Raw genomic sequence first — 17429 nt, 5'->3', positions numbered from 1 at the left:
ATGGGATCCGACGCGTCGGGGCAGCCGGTGCCGTCGGACCGCGTCACACTCACGATCGACGGCGTGGAGGTCACCGTTCCGAAGGGGACGCTCGTCATCCGGGCCGCCGAGGGCATCGGCATCCAGATCCCGCGGTTCTGCGACCATCCCCTGCTCGACCCGGTCGGTGCGTGCCGCCAGTGCCTCGTCGAGGTCGAGGGCCAGCGCAAGCCGCTCGCGTCGTGCACGACGGTCGCCACCGACGGCATGGTCGTCCGCACGCAGGTCACGTCGGAGTCCGCCGACCGCGCCCAGAAGGGCGTCATGGAACTGCTGCTGATCAACCACCCACTCGACTGCCCGGTGTGCGACAAGGGTGGCGAGTGCCCCCTGCAGAACCAGGCGATGTCCAGCGGGCGCGCGGCCTCCCGGTTCGGCGGCGTCAAACGCACCTTCCCCAAACCGATTCCGCTGTCGAGCGAGGTGCTGCTGGATCGGGAGCGGTGTGTGCTGTGCGCGCGGTGCACCCGGTTCTCGCGCCAGATCGCCGGCGACCCGATGATCGAACTGCTCGAGCGCGGTGCCCTGCAACAGGTGGGCATCGGCGAGGACGAGCCCTTCGACTCCTACTTCTCGGGGAACACGGTCCAGATATGCCCGGTCGGCGCCCTCACCGGCGCTGCCTACCGATTCCGGGCCCGGCCGTTCGATCTGGTGTCCACGCCGAGCGTGTGCGAGCACTGCGCGAGCGGGTGCGCGCAACGCACCGATCACCGCCGCGGCACGGTGCTGCGCCGTCTCGCCGGCGACGATCCCCAGGTCAACGAGGAATGGAACTGCGACAAGGGGCGGTGGGCGTTCACCTACGCGACGCAGCCGGACCGGTTGGAGACCCCGCTGGTGCGGGACGGCGCAGGGCAGTTGCGGCCGGCGTCGTGGCCGGAGGCGCTCACCCTCGCGGCCCGGGGCCTGATCGCGGCGGCCGGCCGCGCCGGGGTGCTGGTCGGCGGTCGTGCCACCTACGAGGACGCGTACGCGTACGCGAAATTCGCGCGTGTGGTGCTCGGCACCGACGACGTCGACTTCCGTGCGCGGCCGCACTCGGCGGAGGAAACCGCCTTCCTGACGGCGTACGTCGCCGGCCGTGGACTCGGTCCCGGTGCCGTCACGTACGAGGACCTCGAGAACGCGACCGCCGTCGTGCTCGTCGCGTTCGAACCCGAGGAGGAGTCGCCGATCGTCTTCCTGCGGCTGCGGAAGGCGGTGCGCACCAAGCGCGCGGTGATCCTCTCGATCGCGCCCTTCGCCACCCGCGGGCTCGAAAAGATGTCCGGGCGACTGCTCCGCGCCGTACCGGGCGACGAGCCGTCGATCCTCGACGAACTGGCCGGATCCGAATTCCTGCGTCGTCCCGGTGCGGTGATCGTCGTCGGGGAACGCGCCGCGGCGATTCCCGGCACCCTCACAGCCGTGGCTGCGCTGGCCGCGGAGACCGGGGCGCGGGTGGCATGGATTCCGCGGCGCGCGGGGGAGCGCGGCGCACTCGACGCGGGCGCACTCGCGGGTGTGCTGCCGGGTGGACGGCCCCTCGTCGATCCGGAGGCCCGGCGCCGGGTCGCGCAGATGTGGCAGGTCCCGGACCTGCCTGCCCGCGTCGGACGCGACACCGGCGGCATCCTCGCCGCCGCGACGTCCGGCGACATCGACGCCCTCGTCGTCGGTGGTGTCGACCCCGACGACCTCCCGGATCCGCGCGCAGCCCTCGCCGCGCTCGACGCCGCCGAATTCGTGGTGAGCCTCGAACTTCGGCACAGCGCCGTGACGGATCGCGCCGATGTCGTGTTCCCGGTCGCGCCGGTCGCCGAGAAGTCCGGCAGCTTCGTGGACTGGGAGGGGCGGGTGCGGCCGTTCGAGACGGCGTTGCCCCGAACCGGAGCCCTGCCCGATCTTCGTGTGCTCGACGCCATCGCCGCCGAGACGCGCAGGCCGCTGGGGGTGCCCGACGTCGCGGCGGCCCGGGCCGAACTCGACCACCTCGGCCTCTGGCAGGGGGCGCGTCCCCCGATGGTGGGGACGCCGCCGCCGACGACCCCCGAACCCGGCCCCGGGGAAGCGGTGCTGGCGGGCTGGCGGATGCTGCTCGACGCCGGCCGCATGCAGGACTGGGAGCCGTTCCTCGCGGGAACGGCGCGGCCGCCCGTCGTGCGACTGTCCGCCGACTGCGCCGCCGAACTGGGTGTGCAGGACGGTGATCCGGTGACCGTCGAGACCGACCTCGGATCGGTGACGCTGCCGCTCGCGATCACCGATCTGCCCTACCGGGTGGTGTGGCTGCCGATCTGCTCACCCGGATCGGCGGTGTACCGGCAACTCGGGGCTCAGGCCGGGGACGTCGTCCGAGTCGGGCCGGCCGAGGACGACGGCGTGACCGGACGTCCCGCGCACGGGGAGGTCGTGCGATGAGCACATTGGCTGCCACCGACCTGTCGATGTTCGGACACGACCCCTGGTGGCTCGTGGTGGCGAAGGCGCTCGGCATCTTCGTCTTCCTCGTGCTGACGGTGCTACTGGCGATCTACGGTGAACGAAAGGTGTTGGCGTGGATGCAGATGCGCGTCGGACCCGATCGGGTCGGTCCGCGCGGAATCCTGCAGTCGCTCGCCGACGGCGTCAAACTCGCGCTCAAGGAGGGCATCGTTCCCGCCGCGGTGGACAAACCCGTCTACCTGCTCGCTCCGGTCATCGCGGTCGTTCCCGCGTTCATGGCATTCGCGGTGATCCCGTTCGGGCCGGAGGTCTCGATCCTGGGGCACCGGACACCGTTGCAGCTCACCGACCTTCCGGTGGCGGTGCTCTACATCCTCGCCGTCACGTCCGTCGGCGTGTACGGCATCGTGCTCGCCGGCTGGGCGTCGGGTTCGACGTACCCCCTGCTCGGCGGGCTCCGGTCGACCGCGCAGGTCATCTCGTACGAGGTGGCGATGGGCCTGACCTTCGCGGCGGTGTTCCTCGATGCCGGGACGATGTCCACGTCGGGCATCGTGGCCGCGCAGGAGGGGAACTGGTACGTCTTCCTGCTGCTGCCCGCATTCCTGATCTACGTGACGTCGATGGTCGGCGAGACCAACCGCGCACCGTTCGACCTCCCCGAGGCCGAGGGCGAACTGGTCGGCGGCTTCCACACCGAGTACTCGTCGCTGCGGTTCGCGATGTTCATGCTGGCCGAGTACGTCAACATGGTCACGGTCTCGGCGCTCGCCGCCACGATGTTCCTCGGCGGCTGGCACGCGCCGTGGCCGCTGAACATGTGGGACGGCGCCAACTCCGGATGGTGGCCGCTGCTGTGGTTCACGATCAAGGTCTGGGGCTTCCTGTTCGTCTTCATGTGGTTGCGCGCCACACTCCCGCGTCTGCGGTACGACCAGTTCATGAACCTGGGCTGGAAGGTCCTCATCCCCGTCGCGCTCGCCTGGATCATGGTCGTCGCGACCGTCCGGGCGCTGCGTAACGAGGGCTACGAGGGCCGGTGGATCGTCCTGGTGGTGGGTGGCGCGGTCGTTGCCCTCGCCCTGCTGGTGGTGCTGTACCGGAGACTGCGCGCCCGCCGCGTGGGCGGGGCGGCGCCGGATACCGGCACACCCTTCGACCCGTTGGCGGGTGGATTCCCGGTGCCTCCGCTGCCGGGACAGGATCCCCGCCCCGACCGTCCGCTCGTGCGGTCGGGACACCCCGGAAGGGAGGATTTCGATGCCTGAGTTCCTCGACTCCGTCGCCGGCTTCGGTGTGACGTTCTCGACGATGTTCAAGAAGCCCGTCACGGAGTTCTACCCCGAGCAGAAGACCCCCACCGCGGAGCGCTATCACGGCCGCCACCAGCTCAACCGGCACCCGGACGGGTTGGAGAAGTGCATCGGCTGCGAGCTGTGCGCGTGGGCGTGCCCGGCCGACGCGATCTACGTCGAGGGCGCCGACAACACCGACGACGAACGCTACTCGCCGGGCGAACGGTACGGCCGCGTCTACCAGATCAACTACCTGCGCTGCATCGGCTGCGGACTGTGCGTCGAGGCGTGCCCGACGCGAGCTCTCACGATGACCAACGAGTACGAGATGGCCGACGACAACCGCACCGACCTGATCTACGGGAAGGACCGCCTGCTCGCGCCGCTGCAATCGGGGATGCAGGCCCCGCCGCATCCCATGGCACCGGGCACCACCGACGAGGACTACTACCGCGGCAACGTGATGGGCTCGGTCGGCGAACCGATTCCCGATACGACGCCCGATACGACGCCCGATACGACGCCCGATACGACGCCCGATCCGACGCCCGCGTCGGCGACCGAGCCGGAGGTGACGTAGTGGATGCCGCGACCGCACAGTCGACCGCGCTGCTGGCTACGGAGGTCTTCACCCGGACCTCCACCGGTGAGGCCGTCCAGTTCTGGATTCTCGGCACGGTCGCGGTACTCGGGGCGCTCGGCGTGGTGTGCGCACCCAAGGCCGTCTACTCGGCGATCTGCCTCGCGATGACCATGATCGTGCTCGCGGTGCTCTACATCGCGCAGGGCGCGCTGTTCCTCGGTGTCGTGCAGGTGGTCGTCTACACCGGGGCGGTGATGATGCTGTTCCTGTTCGTGCTCATGCTGGTCGGCGTCGACTCGTCGGACTCGCTGGTGGAAACGCTGCGCGGGCAACGCATCGCGGCCGTCGTGGCGGGTCTCGGGTTCGGGCTGCTGCTGATCGGTGGCCTCGGCAACGCCACCGTCGGGGTGGTCCGCTCCGGCCGGGTCGGCTTCGTCGGGCTCGACCAAGCGAACTCGGCGTCGGGCGGCAACGTCGAGGGCATCGCCGAACTCGTCTTCATCCGGTACGTGTGGGTGTTCGAAATGACCGGAGCGCTGCTGATCACCGCGACGATCGGCGCGATGGTGCTCGCGCACCGCGAACGCTTCGAACGTCGACTCGGCCAGCGGGAGATGTCGCAGCAACGGTTCCGCGAGTGGGGCGCCGGCGGCGCCGACGAATCCAGACGTGTCACACCGATGCCCAGCCCCGGCGTCTACGCGCGGCACAACGCCGTCGACCTGCCCGCGCGACTGCCCGACGGAACGTACGCGCGGGAATCCGTCAGCCGGATCCTCACCCCACGCAGCCTTCCGCCCGACCGGGGACGCGCCGACGGGGAGGAGCCCCGATGAACCCGGACAACTACCTCTACCTGGCCGCACTGCTCTTCACGATCGGCGCCGCGGGAGTGCTGCTGCGCCGCAACGCGATCGTGGTGTTCATGTGCATCGAACTGATGCTCAACGCCGCGAACCTCGCGTTCGTCACGTTCGCGCGGATGCACGGCAACCTCGACGGCCAGGTGTTCGCGTTCTTCACGATGGTGGTCGCCGCCGCCGAGGTCGTCATCGGCCTGGCGATCATCATGACCATCTTCCGCACCCGCCGGTCGGCCTCGGTCGACGGCGCCGACCTGCTGAGATACTGACATGAACGGGGGGACGGGCATTCAGTCGCTCATCTGGCTCCTGCCGGCGCTGCCGCTGTTCGGCGCCGCCGTCCTGCTACTCGCCGGCCACCGCAGCGATCGCTGGGGACACCTGCTCGGGTGCGTCACCGCGCTCGCGTCGTTCGTGGTCGCGGCCGCGCTGTTCGTCGACATGGTCGGCCGGGACGGCTCCGACCGGGTGATGGAGCAGCACCTGTTCTCGTGGCTCCCGGTGGCAGGACTGCAGGTGGACTTCGGGCTGCGCCTGGACCAACTGTCGATGTGCTTCGCACTGCTCATCACCGGTGTCGGATCGCTCATTCACATCTACTCCGTCGGCTACATGAAGACGGACCCCGGTCGACGACGGTTCTTCGCGTACCTCAATCTGTTCCTCGCCGCGATGCTGCTGCTCGTACTCGCCGACAACTACCTGGGCCTCTACGTCGGCTGGGAGGGCGTGGGCCTCGCGTCGTATCTGCTGATCGGGTTCTGGCAGTACAAGCCGACCGCGGCCACCGCCGCGAAGAAGGCATTCGTGGTCAACCGGGTCGGCGACATGGGCCTGATGGTCGGGCTCATGATCATGTTCGCGACCTTCGGCTCGGTGTCGTTCGCCGACGTTCTCGGTGGCGTCGACGACACGAGCGGGGGAGTGAGTGCCGCCCTCGGCCTGGTTCTGCTGCTCGCCGCGTGCGGCAAGTCGGCGCAGGTACCGCTGCAGTCGTGGTTGGGCGACGCGATGGAGGGCCCCACACCGGTGTCGGCGTTCATCCACGCCGCCACCATGGTCACGGCCGGCGTCTACCTGATCGTGCGGTCCGGGCCGATCTACGAGGCCTCGCCGGGGGCCCAGGTCGCCGTCGTCCTGGTCGGCGCGGTGACCCTGCTCTTCGGCGCGATCATCGGATGCGCGAAGGACGACATCAAGAAGGCGCTCGCCGCGTCGACGATGAGCCAGATCGGGTACATGGTGATGGCCGCCGGACTCGGCCCCGCCGGTTACGCGTTCGCGATCATGCTGCTGCTCGCGCACGGTTTCTTCAAGGCCGGTTTGTTCCTCGGCGCCGGATCGGTGATGCACGGCATGGGCGACGAGACGGACATGCGGCGCTACGGCGGCCTCCGGACAGTCATGCCGATCACGTTCGCGACCTTCGGCCTGGGCTACCTCGCGATCATCGGGATCCCGCCCTTCTCGGGGTTCTTCTCGAAGGACAAGATCATCGAGGCCGCGTTCGGGTCGGGCGGCCTCGGTGGGGCGGCGCTCGGCGCCGTCGCGCTGTCGGGTGCAGGGCTGACCGCGTTCTACATGACGCGCGTGATGCTGATGACGTTCTTCGGCGAACGCCGGTGGGCCACCCCAGACGTCCACCCGCACGAGGCGCCGGGTGTCATGACGGCGCCGATGATCGTGCTGGCCGTCGGATCCGTCGCCGCCGGTGGCCTGTTGGCGGTCGGCGGCACGCTCGAGCACTGGCTCGAGCCGGTGTGGACGGAGTTCGGGGCGGCCGCCGAGCACGGGGAACTCGCCGTCCCGGTGTGGGTGATCACCGCCGTCACGCTGGCGGTGGTGCTGGTCGGCGCCGCAATCGCATACCGGCAGTTCGGAACCCGGCCGGTGCCCGTGGTGGCGCCCGCCGACGTATCCGCTCTGACGACGGCCGCCCGCCGTGACCTGTACGGCGACGACGTCGACGAGGCCGTGTTCATGCGTCCCGGACAGCGCCTGGTGCGCGCGCTGACGGTGGTGGAGGACGAGGGGATCGACGGCGCCACCCGTGGCGTCGGCGCGCTGCTCGGACGGGCGTCGGTGGCGTTGCGACGCTTGCAGACCGGGTTCGTCCGCTCGTACGCCCTGTACATGTTCGTCGGCGCGGCCTTCGTCGTCGCGGCAGCACTGGTGGGGAGGGTGTGATGGACAGCTTTCCCTGGCTGACGACGCTGTGGCTGCTGCCGTTGGTGGGCGCGGTGGCCGCCGCGGCGCTACCGGCGCGGCGGGGGACGGCGGCCCGGTGGCTCGCGCTCGTGGTGGGCTTGGCGACGCTCGCGATCGCCGTCGTACTCGCGGTGCGGTTCGAACCGGCGGGCGAGCAGTACCAGTTCGTCGAATCCCATTCGTGGATACCGGCGTTCGGAACCCGGTACGAGCTGGGCCTGGACGGTATCGCGCTGGCGCTGGTGCTGCTCACCGCGGTGCTGGTACCGCTGCTGCTCCTCGCCGGCTGGCGGGACGTCTCCGCCGACGACACCAGGCCTCGTGCCGCGCACGCGTACGTCGCCCTGATCCTCGTGGTCGAGTCGATGGTCCTGATGTCGTTCCTGGCGCTCGACATCCTGCTGTTCTACGTGCTGTTCGAGGCGATGCTGATTCCGATGTACTTCCTCATCGGCGGGTTCGGGCAACCGGGGCCGGGCCGTTCGCGGGCGGCGGTGAAGTTCCTCCTGTACAACCTCCTCGGTGGACTGGTCATGCTCGCCGCGGTCATCGGCCTGTACGTCGTCACGGCCGGCGCGGACAGCCCGTTCGCATCGGGCACCTTCGACTTCCGGGCGATCGTCGCCGCGGTGTCGTCCGGTGAACTGGCGATGAGCGCCCCCGTGGCGAACGCGCTGTTCCTCGGATTCATGTTCGCGTTCGCCGTCAAGGCGCCGCTGTGGCCGCTGCACAGCTGGTTGCCCGACGCCGCGGTGCAGTCGACACCGGCGACGGCCGTGCTGATGATGGCCGTCGTCGACAAGGTCGGCACGTTCGCGATGCTGCGGTACTGCCTGCAGTTGTTCCCCGACGCCGCACAGTACTTCGCACCGCTGGTCGTGACGCTCGCGGTGATCAGCATCGTGTACGGGGCGTTGCTCGCGATCGGGCAAACCGACGTGATGCGGCTGATCGCGTACACCTCCATCTCGCACTTCGGGTTCATCGTGCTCGGGGTGTTCGCGATGACCAGCCAGGGCCAGAGCGGCTCGACGCTCTACATGGTCAACCACGGCTTCTCCACCGCCGCACTGATGCTGGTGGCCGGCTTCCTCGTCTCGCGTCGCGGCACGAGAGCGATCGCCGATTACGGCGGCGTGCAGAAGGCCGCGCCGGTACTGGCCGGCATGTTCCTGATCGCCGGGCTGGCGACGCTGTCGCTGCCGGGACTCGCACCGTTCGTCAGTGAGTTCCTCGTCCTGATCGGCACCTACACGCGCTACCCGGCGGCCGCGGTCGTCGCGACGATCGCACTCGTGCTGGCGGCGCTGTACATCCTGTGGCTCTACCAGCGGATGATGACGGGACCCGTCACCTCCGGCATCGATCGGATCCGGGACCTTCGTCGCCGCGAACTCGCGGTGGTGGCGCCGCTGATCGCGTTGCTGCTGGTCCTCGGGGTCTACCCGAAACCGATCCTCGACGTCGTCACCCCGGCGGTCACCAGCACGCTGACCACGATCGACCGCCAGGACCCGGCGCCCGTCGTCGCTGAGCACGACGGAGGTGAACCCCGATGAATCCCGCGGTTTTGCCCGCTCCCAGCATCGAGTACAGCCTGCTGTCGCCGATGCTCATCGTCTTCGGTGCGGCGGTCGTGGGCGTGCTGGTCGAGGCGTTCTGGCCGCGGCGAACGCGCTACGCGGCCCACCTCGTGCTCACGTTCGGCGCGCTGGCCGCGGCAGGCGTCGCGGTGATCGCGCTCGCGGGCACGAGGCAATCGGCGGCGGTCGGATCGGTCGCGATCGACGGACCCACGCTGTTCCTGCAGGGCACCATCCTGTGCGTCTCGCTCCTGTCGGTGCTGCTCATCGCCGATCGCGGACTCGACCGCGCCGCGGCCTCGGCGGAGTCCGTCGCGGCGGCGGCGCGGGGCGTGGACGCGTTCACCCCGCGCGCCTCGGCGGTGCCGGGCAGTGACGCCGAGCGGGAGGCCGCCCGGGCCGGCGTGACGCAGACCGAGGTCTTCCCGTTGGCGCTGTTCGCGATCGGCGGCATGCTGCTGTTCCCCGCAGCCGACGACCTGCTGACGATGTTCGTCGCGCTCGAGGTGCTGTCGCTGCCGCTGTATCTGCTGTGCGGGCTGGCCCGGCGCCGGCGACTGCTCTCGCAGGAGGCCGCGCTCAAGTACTTCCTGCTCGGCGCGTTCTCGTCGGCCTTCTTCGTGTTCGGCACGGCGTTGCTGTACGGCTACGCGGGCACCGTGGACCTGCCCGGAATCGGCCGAGCCATCGACGCGCAGGCCGGCGACCCGATTCTCGCGCAGATGGGCCTGGCGATGCTCTCGGTGGGGCTGCTGTTCAAAGTCGGTGCGGTGCCGTTCCATTCGTGGATCCCGGACGTCTACCAGGGCGCGCCGACGCCGATCACCGCGTTCATGGCGTCGGCCACCAAGATCGCTGCGTTCGGTGCGACGCTACGCGTCTTCTACGTCGCGGTACCTGGACTGAGCGTGGACTGGCGTCCCGTGCTGTGGGCGGTCGCGATCCTCACGATGGTGCTCGGCGCCCTCCTCGCGATCACGCAGTCCGACATCAAACGGATGCTGGCCTACTCGTCGGTGGCGCACGCCGGATTCATCCTCACCGGTGTGATCGCGGGAAACGACGCGGGCGTATCCGCGACGCTGTTCTACCTGCTCGCGTACGGCTTCAGCACTCTCGGCGCGTTCGCGGTCGTGACGCTGGTGCGGGACCCCTCGGGGGCCGAGGTGACCGACCTGGGGCGGTGGGCGGGCCTGGGCCGCACCTCGCCGCTCCTGGCGGCGACCTTCGCGCTGCTGCTGTTGTCGTTCGCCGGCATTCCCCTCGCCAGCGGATTCGTCAGCAAGTTCGCGGTGTTCCAGGCGGCCGCGTCCGGGGGAGCGGTGCCGCTGGTGATCGTCGGCGTGATCAGCAGCGCCATCGCCGCGGTGTTCTACGTCCGCGTCGTCGTGCTGATGTTCTTCGCGGATCCCTCCGAGGACGCGTCACCGGTCGTGGTGGTGCCGAGTGCGCCGACGGTGGCCGCGGTTGCTGTCGCGGCGGTGGTCACGCTGGTGCTCGGGATCGCGCCCCAACCCGTCCTCGACCTCGCCGAACAGGCAGCGCATTTCCTGGTCTGAGGTGAGCCACGAAGAACGAAGAGCGCCGGCGGACACCGTATCGATGTCCACCGGCGCCGGTCGGTGCGGTATCAGGATCCGAAGTTGAACCCGCCGCCGCCCTGGCCGCCGCCGTTCGCGCCACCCGTGGAACCGGCGGCACTGCCGTCGCCGCCTTCCGAGCCGAATCCGAAGTTGGCGCCGAACATCGCGGAGAGCAGGGCGTTGAAGATCGCGGAGATGGACATCGTGGCTCCTATGTGTCGCTCGATCCAAGGTCGACACCGGACGGTGTCGATTGCCATTGCATCCCGTGCGCGCCGTCCGTGGGAGCGATCAGTGGTGGGTTAGGGGGCAATTGGGGGGATCGGTAGGGGATCGACCCGGGGTGCCCGCATTCGCGACGAATCCCCTATCTGCAACCCCTGATCCGGGCAATCCGGATGCGACGTCAGTCGCTGTCGCCGACCGCGGCGGCGAGGCTGTTTCCGAACGCGCACACGGAGAGTTCGGCGAGCGCCGGATCACGGTCGGCGTGCTGCGGCGCCTCCATCGCGACGAGGGTGTTGAGCAGCATGCCGTTCGCGATGAACGTGCGCGCGTGCTCAGGGGTGCACCCGGTGCGGGAGCGGATCTGCGTGTAGATCTTGGACATCCAGTCCCGGGCCTGTGCGCCGATCTCGGGTGTCGATCCGGCCGCGAAGCCGTGCATCATCACGAGCAGCAGGTCCCGGTCGGCCAGTAGTTCGGTGTAGGTCGCGCCCATCCGGGCCCAGAGTTCCTCGTTCTCCGGGTCCTCGGCGACGCGGTCGAGGGCGGGCTCGAACGCATCCATGATCCGGCCGATGGCGTGCGCGAATACCTCGCGGAACAGGTTGGCCTTGGTGCCGAACATGCGGACCACGTACGGCTGCGACACCCCGGCTTCCTTCGCGACGGCGTCGGTGCTGGTGCCGTGGAAACCGCCGCGAGCGAAGGCACGGGTTGCGGCCGAGAGCACCAGCTCGCGCCGGGCCTCGGCGCTCATCCGCGTGGGCTTCTCCGATTTTTCTGCCGTCGACATGTTGACAGGTTATCACTCGATAACTAGCGTCGGTCGAGTTAAGTAATCATTCGATGCTTACAAGTGGGTACTTCCCGACAGATCCCGGTCTTTCCCGTCCGCAGGCCTCAGGAGCCGACATGACGACACTTTCCGATCAACTCGATCCGCGGCCTTCCGAGCCGGCCGCCGCGCCGCCGCCAGGGCGGTCTGTTCCCGTGTGGTTGGCCATCGTGGCCGCCTCCGTCCCGATGTTCATGGCGACGCTCGACAACCTCGTGATGACGAGCGCGCTGCCGGTCATCCGCGCGGACCTCGACGCGACGGTGGGCCAGCTGCAGTGGTTCATGAACGCGTACACCCTGGCCTTCGCGACGCTGATGCTGTCGCTGTCCACGCTCGGTGACCGGCTCGGCCGCCGCCGCATATTCCTTTGGGGCATAGCTGTATTCACGGCCGCTTCGATCGCCTCCGCGTTGTCGACCACCCCGGAGATGCTCATCGCGTCCCGCGCGATCCAGGGCATCGGCGCCGCCGCGATCATGCCGCTGTCGTTGACCCTGCTCGCGGGTGCCGTGCCAGTCGCGAAGCGTGCACTCGCCATCGGTGTGTGGGGCGGTGTGTCCGGGCTCGGTGTCGCACTCGGCCCGGTCGTCGGTGGCGCGGTGGTCGACGGGGTGTCGTGGCAGGCCGTCTTCTGGCTCAATGTTCCGGTCGCTGCGCTCGCAGTCCCGTTGGTGCTCTACGCGCTGCGGGAATCGACGGGCCGGCGGCAACCGCTCGACCCGATGGGAGTGCTCTTTGCGGGCGGCGCCGTGTTCCTCGGCGTGTGGGGCATCGTGCACGGCAACGACGACGGCTGGACCAGCATGTCGGTTCTCGGCTCACTGGTGGCCGCGGCCGTGCTGCTCGCGGCGTTCCTCGTGCGGGAATCGCGGGCCGAGTTCCCGGTGATGCCGCTGCGGCTGTTCCGGTCCCGGCAGTTCTCGCTCGCGAACGTCATCGCGCTGACGTTCACCCTCGGCATGATGGGCGCGGTGTTCCTGCTGTCGCAGTACCTGCAGATCGTGTCCGGGTACAGCCCGTTCGCGGCGGGCCTGCGGACGCTGCCGTGGACCGCAGCACCGATGGTCGTCGCGCCGATCGCGGGTCTGCTGGCGCCGCGCGTCGGGTTGCGGGCTCTGCTGGTGAGCGGGCTGGTCCTGCAGGGGCTGTCGCTGGTGTGGATGGCGGGTCTGATCGAGCCCGGGGTGCAGTACTCGAGTCTCGTTCCCGCGTTCGTCATGGCCGGTGTCGGAATGGGATTGACGTTCGCGCCCAATGCGACGGCGGTGCTCGCCGACATGAAGGAGGCCGATCACGCGACGGCCAGTTCGATCAATTCGACGTTGCGCGAGATCGGTGTCGCGCTCGGCATCGCGATTCTGACGGCGGTGTTCCTCGGTGCGGGTGGTGGTCTCACGCCGACCGGGTACACGGACGCGCTGGCGCCGGCGCTGTACGTGGGGGCGGGGTTCGTGGCGGTGGCGGTCGCCGCGGCAGCACTGATGCCACCGCGGCGAGCCGCGCAGGGTGAACCGCGGCGAGCCGCGCAGGGTGAACCGCAGGGGGCCGGGGAGTGGGGAGACGCCGATCAGCCTTCGGTGACGACGGTGCCCTCGGCGAGCGGTCGGGTCATCGACCACAGCGTGATCGACTGACACTTCGACATCTTCCATTCACCGTTCTCGACCACGTATTCGTCGACGTATTCGATGGATCGAACGGTCTCGGTGTCGTCGATGAGGTTGACCTGGCGGAAGGCGAGCGTCCACTTGCCTTCCGCCAGTTCGTTGCCGCGCAGGGTGATGTCGGGGTGGAAGGCGTGATGCATGTCGAGGATGACGTTCTTGCCGTCGACCTTCTGCAGTGCGATGGTGCGGAACACCTCGGCGATGGGGTCGGCGTCGTCGAACTTGCCGAGCGGGCCGTAGTCGATCTGCGCGCCGCGGTCGATGAAGCAGGCGCGGAAGGTATCGGCGTCCTTGGCATCGCACGCTCGCAGGTAGCGGTGCTTGAGTGCCTTGATGGCCTCGATTCGCTCGAGGTCGTCGAGGCGCTGTTCGATGGTGCGTTCCGTCACGGGAAATCCTCTCGGTTGCGATCTGTGTCACAGAACCTAGGTCCTGCAAGGCGATTCGCGAGAGGCTTTCCCGCTCAGTGGAGAACTCAGGGCCGGCCCGGAAACGCTGTCGTCGCGGGTGCCACCCCGAGGATGGCCTGCCAGTTCGCCCCGCGCACGGCCGCTTCGGTGAGGGCCGTGACACCCACTTCCCGGGTGTGCTCGGACTGGCTGCGTTCGATCACCGACAGCCAGGCGGCCGCGGTGTCCGCTTCGACCTGCGCGGCCAGTTGGGCGGCGGAGATCGGATCGGTGACCGCGAACGGGATCGTGTAGCCGGCTTCGGGTTCCGGCGCATCGATGTCGGCGGCGGCGAGGGCGTCGAGTGTCGCGTCGCGGCGGGCACGGTGCGCCGCGGTGTCGGATGCGACGAGGTCGGAGCGGGTGCTGTTGGAGAAGGCGGCGACGATGCCGTACGCGAACACTGCCGCGTACTCGGCCTGGAGCGCATCGATCAGCGCCTGCTGTTCGGGACCGGGGCTCTGGGAACTCATGGCAGCAACACCACCTGCTGTGCGGCGCACGACGCGCTGATCGAACCGAGGAGACCTGCGCGGTACCCCGACTGTGTCCGGGCGAGCTTGCCGGCGTCACGCTGCGAGCCCGCGAGATCGGCGCGCAACTGGTCGATGGGGACCGGTGCGGCGGCCGGTGTCGTGGCGGTGGTCGACGACGTCGGTGTGCTCGCGGCCCGCGCGATCTCCTCGTCCAGGGCGTCGGCGTGGGCTGTCCGCTCCGCCGCGATGACGCCGAGGGCGGCCGCGAGGTCGGGCCGGCCGGCGATGGTGGCCGTCGCGTTCGCGGCGTCGCGGCGAGCGGCACGCGCCTGTTCCGTGAGCGCGTCCACCTCCGCCGGGGTGTCGGCGTCACCGGAGGACGAACAGCCGGCGACGAGGGGGAGCGCGGTCGCTCCCAGCACGGCGCCGCCTGCGGCGCGCAGCGCGGCGCGTCGCGATACCGGGGTGGTGAGGAAGGTCGTTCGCACGTGACCATGGTGCCAGCCCGTCACGCGATCGGCGGCACCGAGCAGGTCGCGACGTGCAAACGCGGCCCGGGCGCGCGGGGCGGTCACGATCACTCCCGCGGCGCGATACCCTTGGGACTCCACAGTCCACACCGTGGTGTGTCTTGTCGTGCTTCGCCGAGGGCGAGGTGCGACGCGATCGCCGCACGTCAGCGATGACTACAACTGAAGCGAGGAGCGTCCCAGATGCCGGTGCCGTCGAGGGAGAGAGTGATCGAGCTTCTCGCCGATCCCATCGGGCGTGAGGGCTACGACCTCGAGGATGTCACCATCACGCTCGCAGGTCGGCACAGTTCCGTGCGCATCATGGTCGACAGTGATGCGGGACTCGAGCTCGACGAGGTCGCCCGCCTGAGCCACGTCGTCTCCGACGTGTTCGATGCCACCTCCGATTTCGGTGAGTCGCCGTACACGCTCGAGGTGACCTCGCCCGGGATCGATCGGCCGCTCACCGAGGAGCGGCACTGGCGACGCGCGCAGGGGCGCAAGGCGCTCGTCGAACTCGCGGAGGAGTCGGTGACCGGCCGGATCGGGCGGCTCGCCGACGGCGGTGTCGATCTCGTCGTCAAGGCCAAGGGTGGTCCGGTCGTGCGTCGAGTGGAACTTGGAGATGTCCGGAAAGCTGTTGTGCAGGTGGAGTTCTCGCGCCCGGACGCGAAGGAGCTCGAGCTCGCGGGAGGGATTCCCGAGGGTCGGGTCGCGCCTGCTGACGCGCAAGCGTCGAACGAAGAGAACGAAGAAGGGTCGGACAAGTGAATATCGACATCGCAGCGCTGCGCGCAATCGAGGCCGACAAGGGAATCTCCGCGGGCACCATCATCGCGGCGATCGAGACGGCCCTGCTGACGGCGTACCGCCACACCGAGGGGCATCAGCCGCACGCCCGCATCGACGTGGACACCAAGTCCGGTGTCGTCCGGGTCATGGCCCGTGACGTCGATGCCGACGGTAACCAGGTGGGCGAGGAGTGGGACGACACCCCGGAGGGGTTCGGGCGGATCGCGGCGACCACCGCTCGTCAGGTGATCCTGCAGCGGCTGCGCGATGCGGAGCACGAGCGCAGCTTCGGCGAATTCGCCACGCACGAGGGTGAGATCGTCGGCGGCGTGATCCAGCGCGACACCCGGGCCAATGCTCGCGGCATGGTCGTGGTCCGGATCGGTAGCGAGGCCAACGGCGCCGAGGGGCTCATTCCGCCGGCCGAGCAGGTGCCGGGGGAGACCTACGAGCACGGCGACCGGATCAAGTGCTACGTCGTGGGCGTCTCGCGCGGGCAGCGGGGTCCGCAGATCACGTTGTCGCGCACGCACCCGAACCTGGTGCGGAAGCTGTTCGCGCTCGAGGTGCCCGAGATCGCCGACGGCTCCGTCGAGATCGTCGCGGTCGCCCGCGAGTCGGGCCACCGGTCGAAGATCGCGGTCCATTCGCGCGTGCCGGGCCTGAACGCCAAGGGTGCCTGCATCGGACCGATGGGGCAGCGCGTCCGGAACGTGATGAGCGAGCTCGCCGGCGAGAAGATCGACATCATCGACTACGACGAGGACCCCGCGAAGTTCGTGGGCAACGCACTGTCGCCGTCGAAAGTGGTGTCCGTCACTGTCGTCGACCCCGAGGCACGCGCGGCGCGCGTCGTCGTCCCCGATTTCCAGCTGTCGCTGGCCATCGGCAAGGAAGGGCAAAACGCACGTCTGGCTGCGCGGTTGACCGGCTGGCGGATCGATATCCGCAGCGATGCCGCGCCCGGTCCCGAGTCACAGGTCGGTCGCGAAACGACAGGTGCTTAGAAACGGGATGCGCAATTCACGGCAATACAGCGGTAGAGTGGTCGATGGTTCAGCGTGAACTGTCTGTGTCGACGCGTGTCCGGGGTGAGATTCCGGAGCGCACGTGTGTCGGTTGTAGGCAGAAAGGGCTGGCCACCGACCTGCTCAGGGTCGTGGCACGTGAGGCCGAATCCGGTGGATTCGTTCTCACGTCCGATCCGAGGCGACGGCTTCCGGGACGCGGTGCATGGCTGCATCGCGATCCGAAATGCCTGAGCGAAGCGGGGCGGCGCCGAGCATTCGGCAGAGCACTGCGGGTGTCCGGAAGTCTGGACTCCTCGGAACTCGACCGGTTGGTCGAGGCCACCGAGTTGTCGTAGGCGACTCACTCGAACCTGTCCGACCCGGGCAGGGACAACGCGGGACGCAGTACCACTCGAGACCTCTCGAGCTGCAACAACACTCGAGAATGTCGAGCAGTACCTCAGAGAACAGGCACAAGCACTCATGAGCACACCGTGAAGCACCAGCGATGAACGTCCATCGGAGATAACCGAGGTCGTGCGGGCACCAGTCGCTCGCTCGACCTCTCAGTAGAGGAGAGCAGTGGCAGGCAAGGCCCGCGTGCACGAGTTGGCGAAAGAACTCGGTGTCACAAGCAAGGAACTACTCGCACGGCTCAAGGAGCAGGGCGAGTTCGTGAAGTCGGCGTCCTCGACCGTCGAGGCCCCGGTTGCGCGTCGTCTTCGGGAGTCCTTCCCGTCGGCGAATGCGAAGCCGGAGGGCGGCGAGTCGCCGCGTCCGTCGGCGAAGCCCGGTGCCCCCGGAGCTTCCGCCCCCAAGCCGGGTGCCCCGCGCCCCGGCCCCAAGCCGGCACCGGCCGCCCCCGCGGCGCCCGCTCCT

At 69.1% G+C, this 17429-nt stretch carries 18 protein-coding genes; 13 read left to right on the top strand and 5 right to left on the bottom strand.

Annotated elements, in window-relative coordinates; translation table 11 throughout:
- The 8 genes from ABEU20_RS23510 to nuoN are packed head-to-tail and all read left to right on the top strand — an operon-like array spanning position 1 to position 10557.
- Positions 1–2442, top strand: coding sequence for an NADH-quinone oxidoreductase subunit G (locus tag ABEU20_RS23510; protein ID WP_420166920.1), 2442 nt, complete (start codon positions 1–3; stop codon positions 2440–2442).
- Positions 2439–3734 (top strand): NADH-quinone oxidoreductase subunit NuoH, encoded by a 1296-nt coding sequence (gene nuoH, locus ABEU20_RS23505; protein ID WP_420166799.1) that lies wholly within the window; start codon positions 2439–2441, stop codon positions 3732–3734. The genes ABEU20_RS23510 and nuoH overlap by 4 nt, the downstream gene beginning before the upstream one ends.
- Entirely contained in the window at positions 3727–4341 is a 615-nt protein-coding gene (gene nuoI / locus ABEU20_RS23500; protein WP_420166798.1) for an NADH-quinone oxidoreductase subunit NuoI, read from the top strand. Before nuoH ends, nuoI begins: the two co-directional genes overlap by 8 nt.
- Positions 4341–5180, top strand: coding sequence for an NADH-quinone oxidoreductase subunit J (locus ABEU20_RS23495; protein WP_420166797.1), 840 nt, complete (start codon positions 4341–4343; stop codon positions 5178–5180). Before nuoI ends, ABEU20_RS23495 begins: the two co-directional genes overlap by 1 nt.
- Positions 5177–5476 carry an NADH-quinone oxidoreductase subunit NuoK gene (nuoK, locus tag ABEU20_RS23490; protein ID WP_420166796.1) on the top strand — a complete coding sequence of 100 codons (300 nt, stop codon included), beginning with the start codon at positions 5177–5179 and terminating at the stop codon, positions 5474–5476. Before ABEU20_RS23495 ends, nuoK begins: the two co-directional genes overlap by 4 nt.
- Position 5477: 1 nt before the next feature.
- A complete protein-coding gene (gene nuoL / locus ABEU20_RS23485) occupies positions 5478–7394 on the top strand; it encodes an NADH-quinone oxidoreductase subunit L (RefSeq protein WP_420166795.1) in 1917 nt (638 codons plus the stop codon).
- The gene (locus ABEU20_RS23480) at positions 7394–8974 is read left to right on the top strand and encodes an NADH-quinone oxidoreductase subunit M (protein WP_420166794.1); all 1581 of its coding nucleotides are present in this window, start codon (positions 7394–7396) and stop codon (positions 8972–8974) included. Before nuoL ends, ABEU20_RS23480 begins: the two co-directional genes overlap by 1 nt.
- Positions 8971–10557 carry an NADH-quinone oxidoreductase subunit NuoN gene (nuoN, locus tag ABEU20_RS23475; RefSeq protein ID WP_420166793.1) on the top strand — a complete coding sequence of 529 codons (1587 nt, stop codon included), beginning with the start codon at positions 8971–8973 and terminating at the stop codon, positions 10555–10557. Before ABEU20_RS23480 ends, nuoN begins: the two co-directional genes overlap by 4 nt.
- A 71-nt stretch (positions 10558–10628) precedes the next feature.
- Here nuoN and ABEU20_RS23470 read toward each other — a convergent pair whose 3' ends face one another.
- Together ABEU20_RS23470 and ABEU20_RS23465 are read right to left on the bottom strand one after the other, a co-directional pair.
- Positions 10629–10784, bottom strand: a complete 156-nt coding sequence (locus ABEU20_RS23470; protein ID WP_005513803.1) for a hypothetical protein — start codon at positions 10782–10784, stop codon at positions 10629–10631.
- A gap of 203 nt (positions 10785–10987) precedes the next feature.
- Complete coding sequence (locus ABEU20_RS23465; protein ID WP_420166792.1) at positions 10988–11599, bottom strand: TetR/AcrR family transcriptional regulator; 612 nt, start codon at positions 11597–11599, stop codon at positions 10988–10990.
- A 119-nt stretch (positions 11600–11718) separates the two neighbouring features.
- Here ABEU20_RS23465 and ABEU20_RS23460 point away from each other — a divergent pair, with 119 nt between their 5' ends.
- Positions 11719–13278, top strand: coding sequence for an MFS transporter (locus ABEU20_RS23460; protein ID WP_420166791.1), 1560 nt, complete (start codon positions 11719–11721; stop codon positions 13276–13278).
- Here ABEU20_RS23460 and ABEU20_RS23455 read toward each other — a convergent pair.
- The 3 genes from ABEU20_RS23455 to ABEU20_RS23445 form a co-directional block, all read right to left on the bottom strand.
- Positions 13212–13700, bottom strand: coding sequence for a nuclear transport factor 2 family protein (locus tag ABEU20_RS23455; RefSeq protein WP_420166790.1), 489 nt, complete (start codon positions 13698–13700; stop codon positions 13212–13214). The two genes, ABEU20_RS23460 and ABEU20_RS23455, sit on opposite strands and share 67 nt — an antisense overlap.
- 86 nt (positions 13701–13786) lie before the next feature.
- Positions 13787–14233: a ferritin-like domain-containing protein gene (locus tag ABEU20_RS23450; RefSeq protein WP_420166789.1), complete on the bottom strand. Its 447-nt coding sequence runs from the start codon at positions 14231–14233 to the stop codon at positions 13787–13789.
- The gene (locus tag ABEU20_RS23445; protein WP_420166788.1) at positions 14230–14811 is read right to left on the bottom strand and encodes a hypothetical protein; all 582 of its coding nucleotides are present in this window, start codon (positions 14809–14811) and stop codon (positions 14230–14232) included. The genes ABEU20_RS23450 and ABEU20_RS23445 overlap by 4 nt, the downstream gene beginning before the upstream one ends.
- Positions 14812–14949: 138 nt before the next feature.
- Between ABEU20_RS23445 and rimP the strand changes: the two genes are divergently transcribed.
- The 4 genes from rimP to ABEU20_RS23425 all read left to right on the top strand — a co-directional run.
- Entirely contained in the window at positions 14950–15519 is a 570-nt protein-coding gene (gene rimP, locus ABEU20_RS23440) for a ribosome maturation factor RimP (RefSeq protein WP_420166787.1), read from the top strand.
- A complete protein-coding gene (gene nusA / locus ABEU20_RS23435) occupies positions 15516–16547 on the top strand; it encodes a transcription termination factor NusA (protein ID WP_420166786.1) in 1032 nt (343 codons plus the stop codon). Before rimP ends, nusA begins: the two co-directional genes overlap by 4 nt.
- A 44-nt stretch (positions 16548–16591) precedes the next feature.
- Positions 16592–16906 (top strand): YlxR family protein, encoded by a 315-nt coding sequence (locus ABEU20_RS23430; protein ID WP_420166785.1) that lies wholly within the window; start codon positions 16592–16594, stop codon positions 16904–16906.
- Positions 16907–17132: 226 nt separating this feature from the next.
- Positions 17133–17429: translation initiation factor IF-2 N-terminal domain-containing protein (locus ABEU20_RS23425; protein ID WP_420166784.1), on the top strand; the 297-nt coding region annotated here is incomplete at its 3' end.

The sequence above is a fragment of the Rhodococcus parequi genome (assembly GCF_046042785.1).
GTDB classification, from domain to species: domain Bacteria; phylum Actinomycetota; class Actinomycetes; order Mycobacteriales; family Mycobacteriaceae; genus Prescottella; species Prescottella parequi.
Note: the sequence above shows the minus strand (reverse complement) of the source record. Positions and strands in the feature narration are given on the sequence as shown.

Coding starts and splice junctions, on each gene's coding strand:
- ABEU20_RS23510 (WP_420166920.1), top strand. CDS start 1: ATGGGATCCGACGCGTCGGGGCAGCCGGTGCCGTCGGACCGCGTCACA.
- nuoH (WP_420166799.1), top strand. CDS start 2,439: ATGAGCACATTGGCTGCCACCGACCTGTCGATGTTCGGACACGACCCC.
- nuoI (WP_420166798.1), top strand. CDS start 3,727: ATGCCTGAGTTCCTCGACTCCGTCGCCGGCTTCGGTGTGACGTTCTCG.
- nuoK (WP_420166796.1), top strand. CDS start 5,177: ATGAACCCGGACAACTACCTCTACCTGGCCGCACTGCTCTTCACGATC.
- nuoL (WP_420166795.1), top strand. CDS start 5,478: ATGAACGGGGGGACGGGCATTCAGTCGCTCATCTGGCTCCTGCCGGCG.
- ABEU20_RS23480 (WP_420166794.1), top strand. CDS start 7,394: ATGGACAGCTTTCCCTGGCTGACGACGCTGTGGCTGCTGCCGTTGGTG.
- nuoN (WP_420166793.1), top strand. CDS start 8,971: ATGAATCCCGCGGTTTTGCCCGCTCCCAGCATCGAGTACAGCCTGCTG.
- ABEU20_RS23470 (WP_005513803.1), bottom strand. CDS start 10,784: ATGTCCATCTCCGCGATCTTCAACGCCCTGCTCTCCGCGATGTTCGGC.
- ABEU20_RS23465 (WP_420166792.1), bottom strand. CDS start 11,599: ATGTCGACGGCAGAAAAATCGGAGAAGCCCACGCGGATGAGCGCCGAG.
- ABEU20_RS23460 (WP_420166791.1), top strand. CDS start 11,719: ATGACGACACTTTCCGATCAACTCGATCCGCGGCCTTCCGAGCCGGCC.
- ABEU20_RS23450 (WP_420166789.1), bottom strand. CDS start 14,233: ATGAGTTCCCAGAGCCCCGGTCCCGAACAGCAGGCGCTGATCGATGCG.
- rimP (WP_420166787.1), top strand. CDS start 14,950: ATGCCGGTGCCGTCGAGGGAGAGAGTGATCGAGCTTCTCGCCGATCCC.
- ABEU20_RS23430 (WP_420166785.1), top strand. CDS start 16,592: ATGGTTCAGCGTGAACTGTCTGTGTCGACGCGTGTCCGGGGTGAGATT.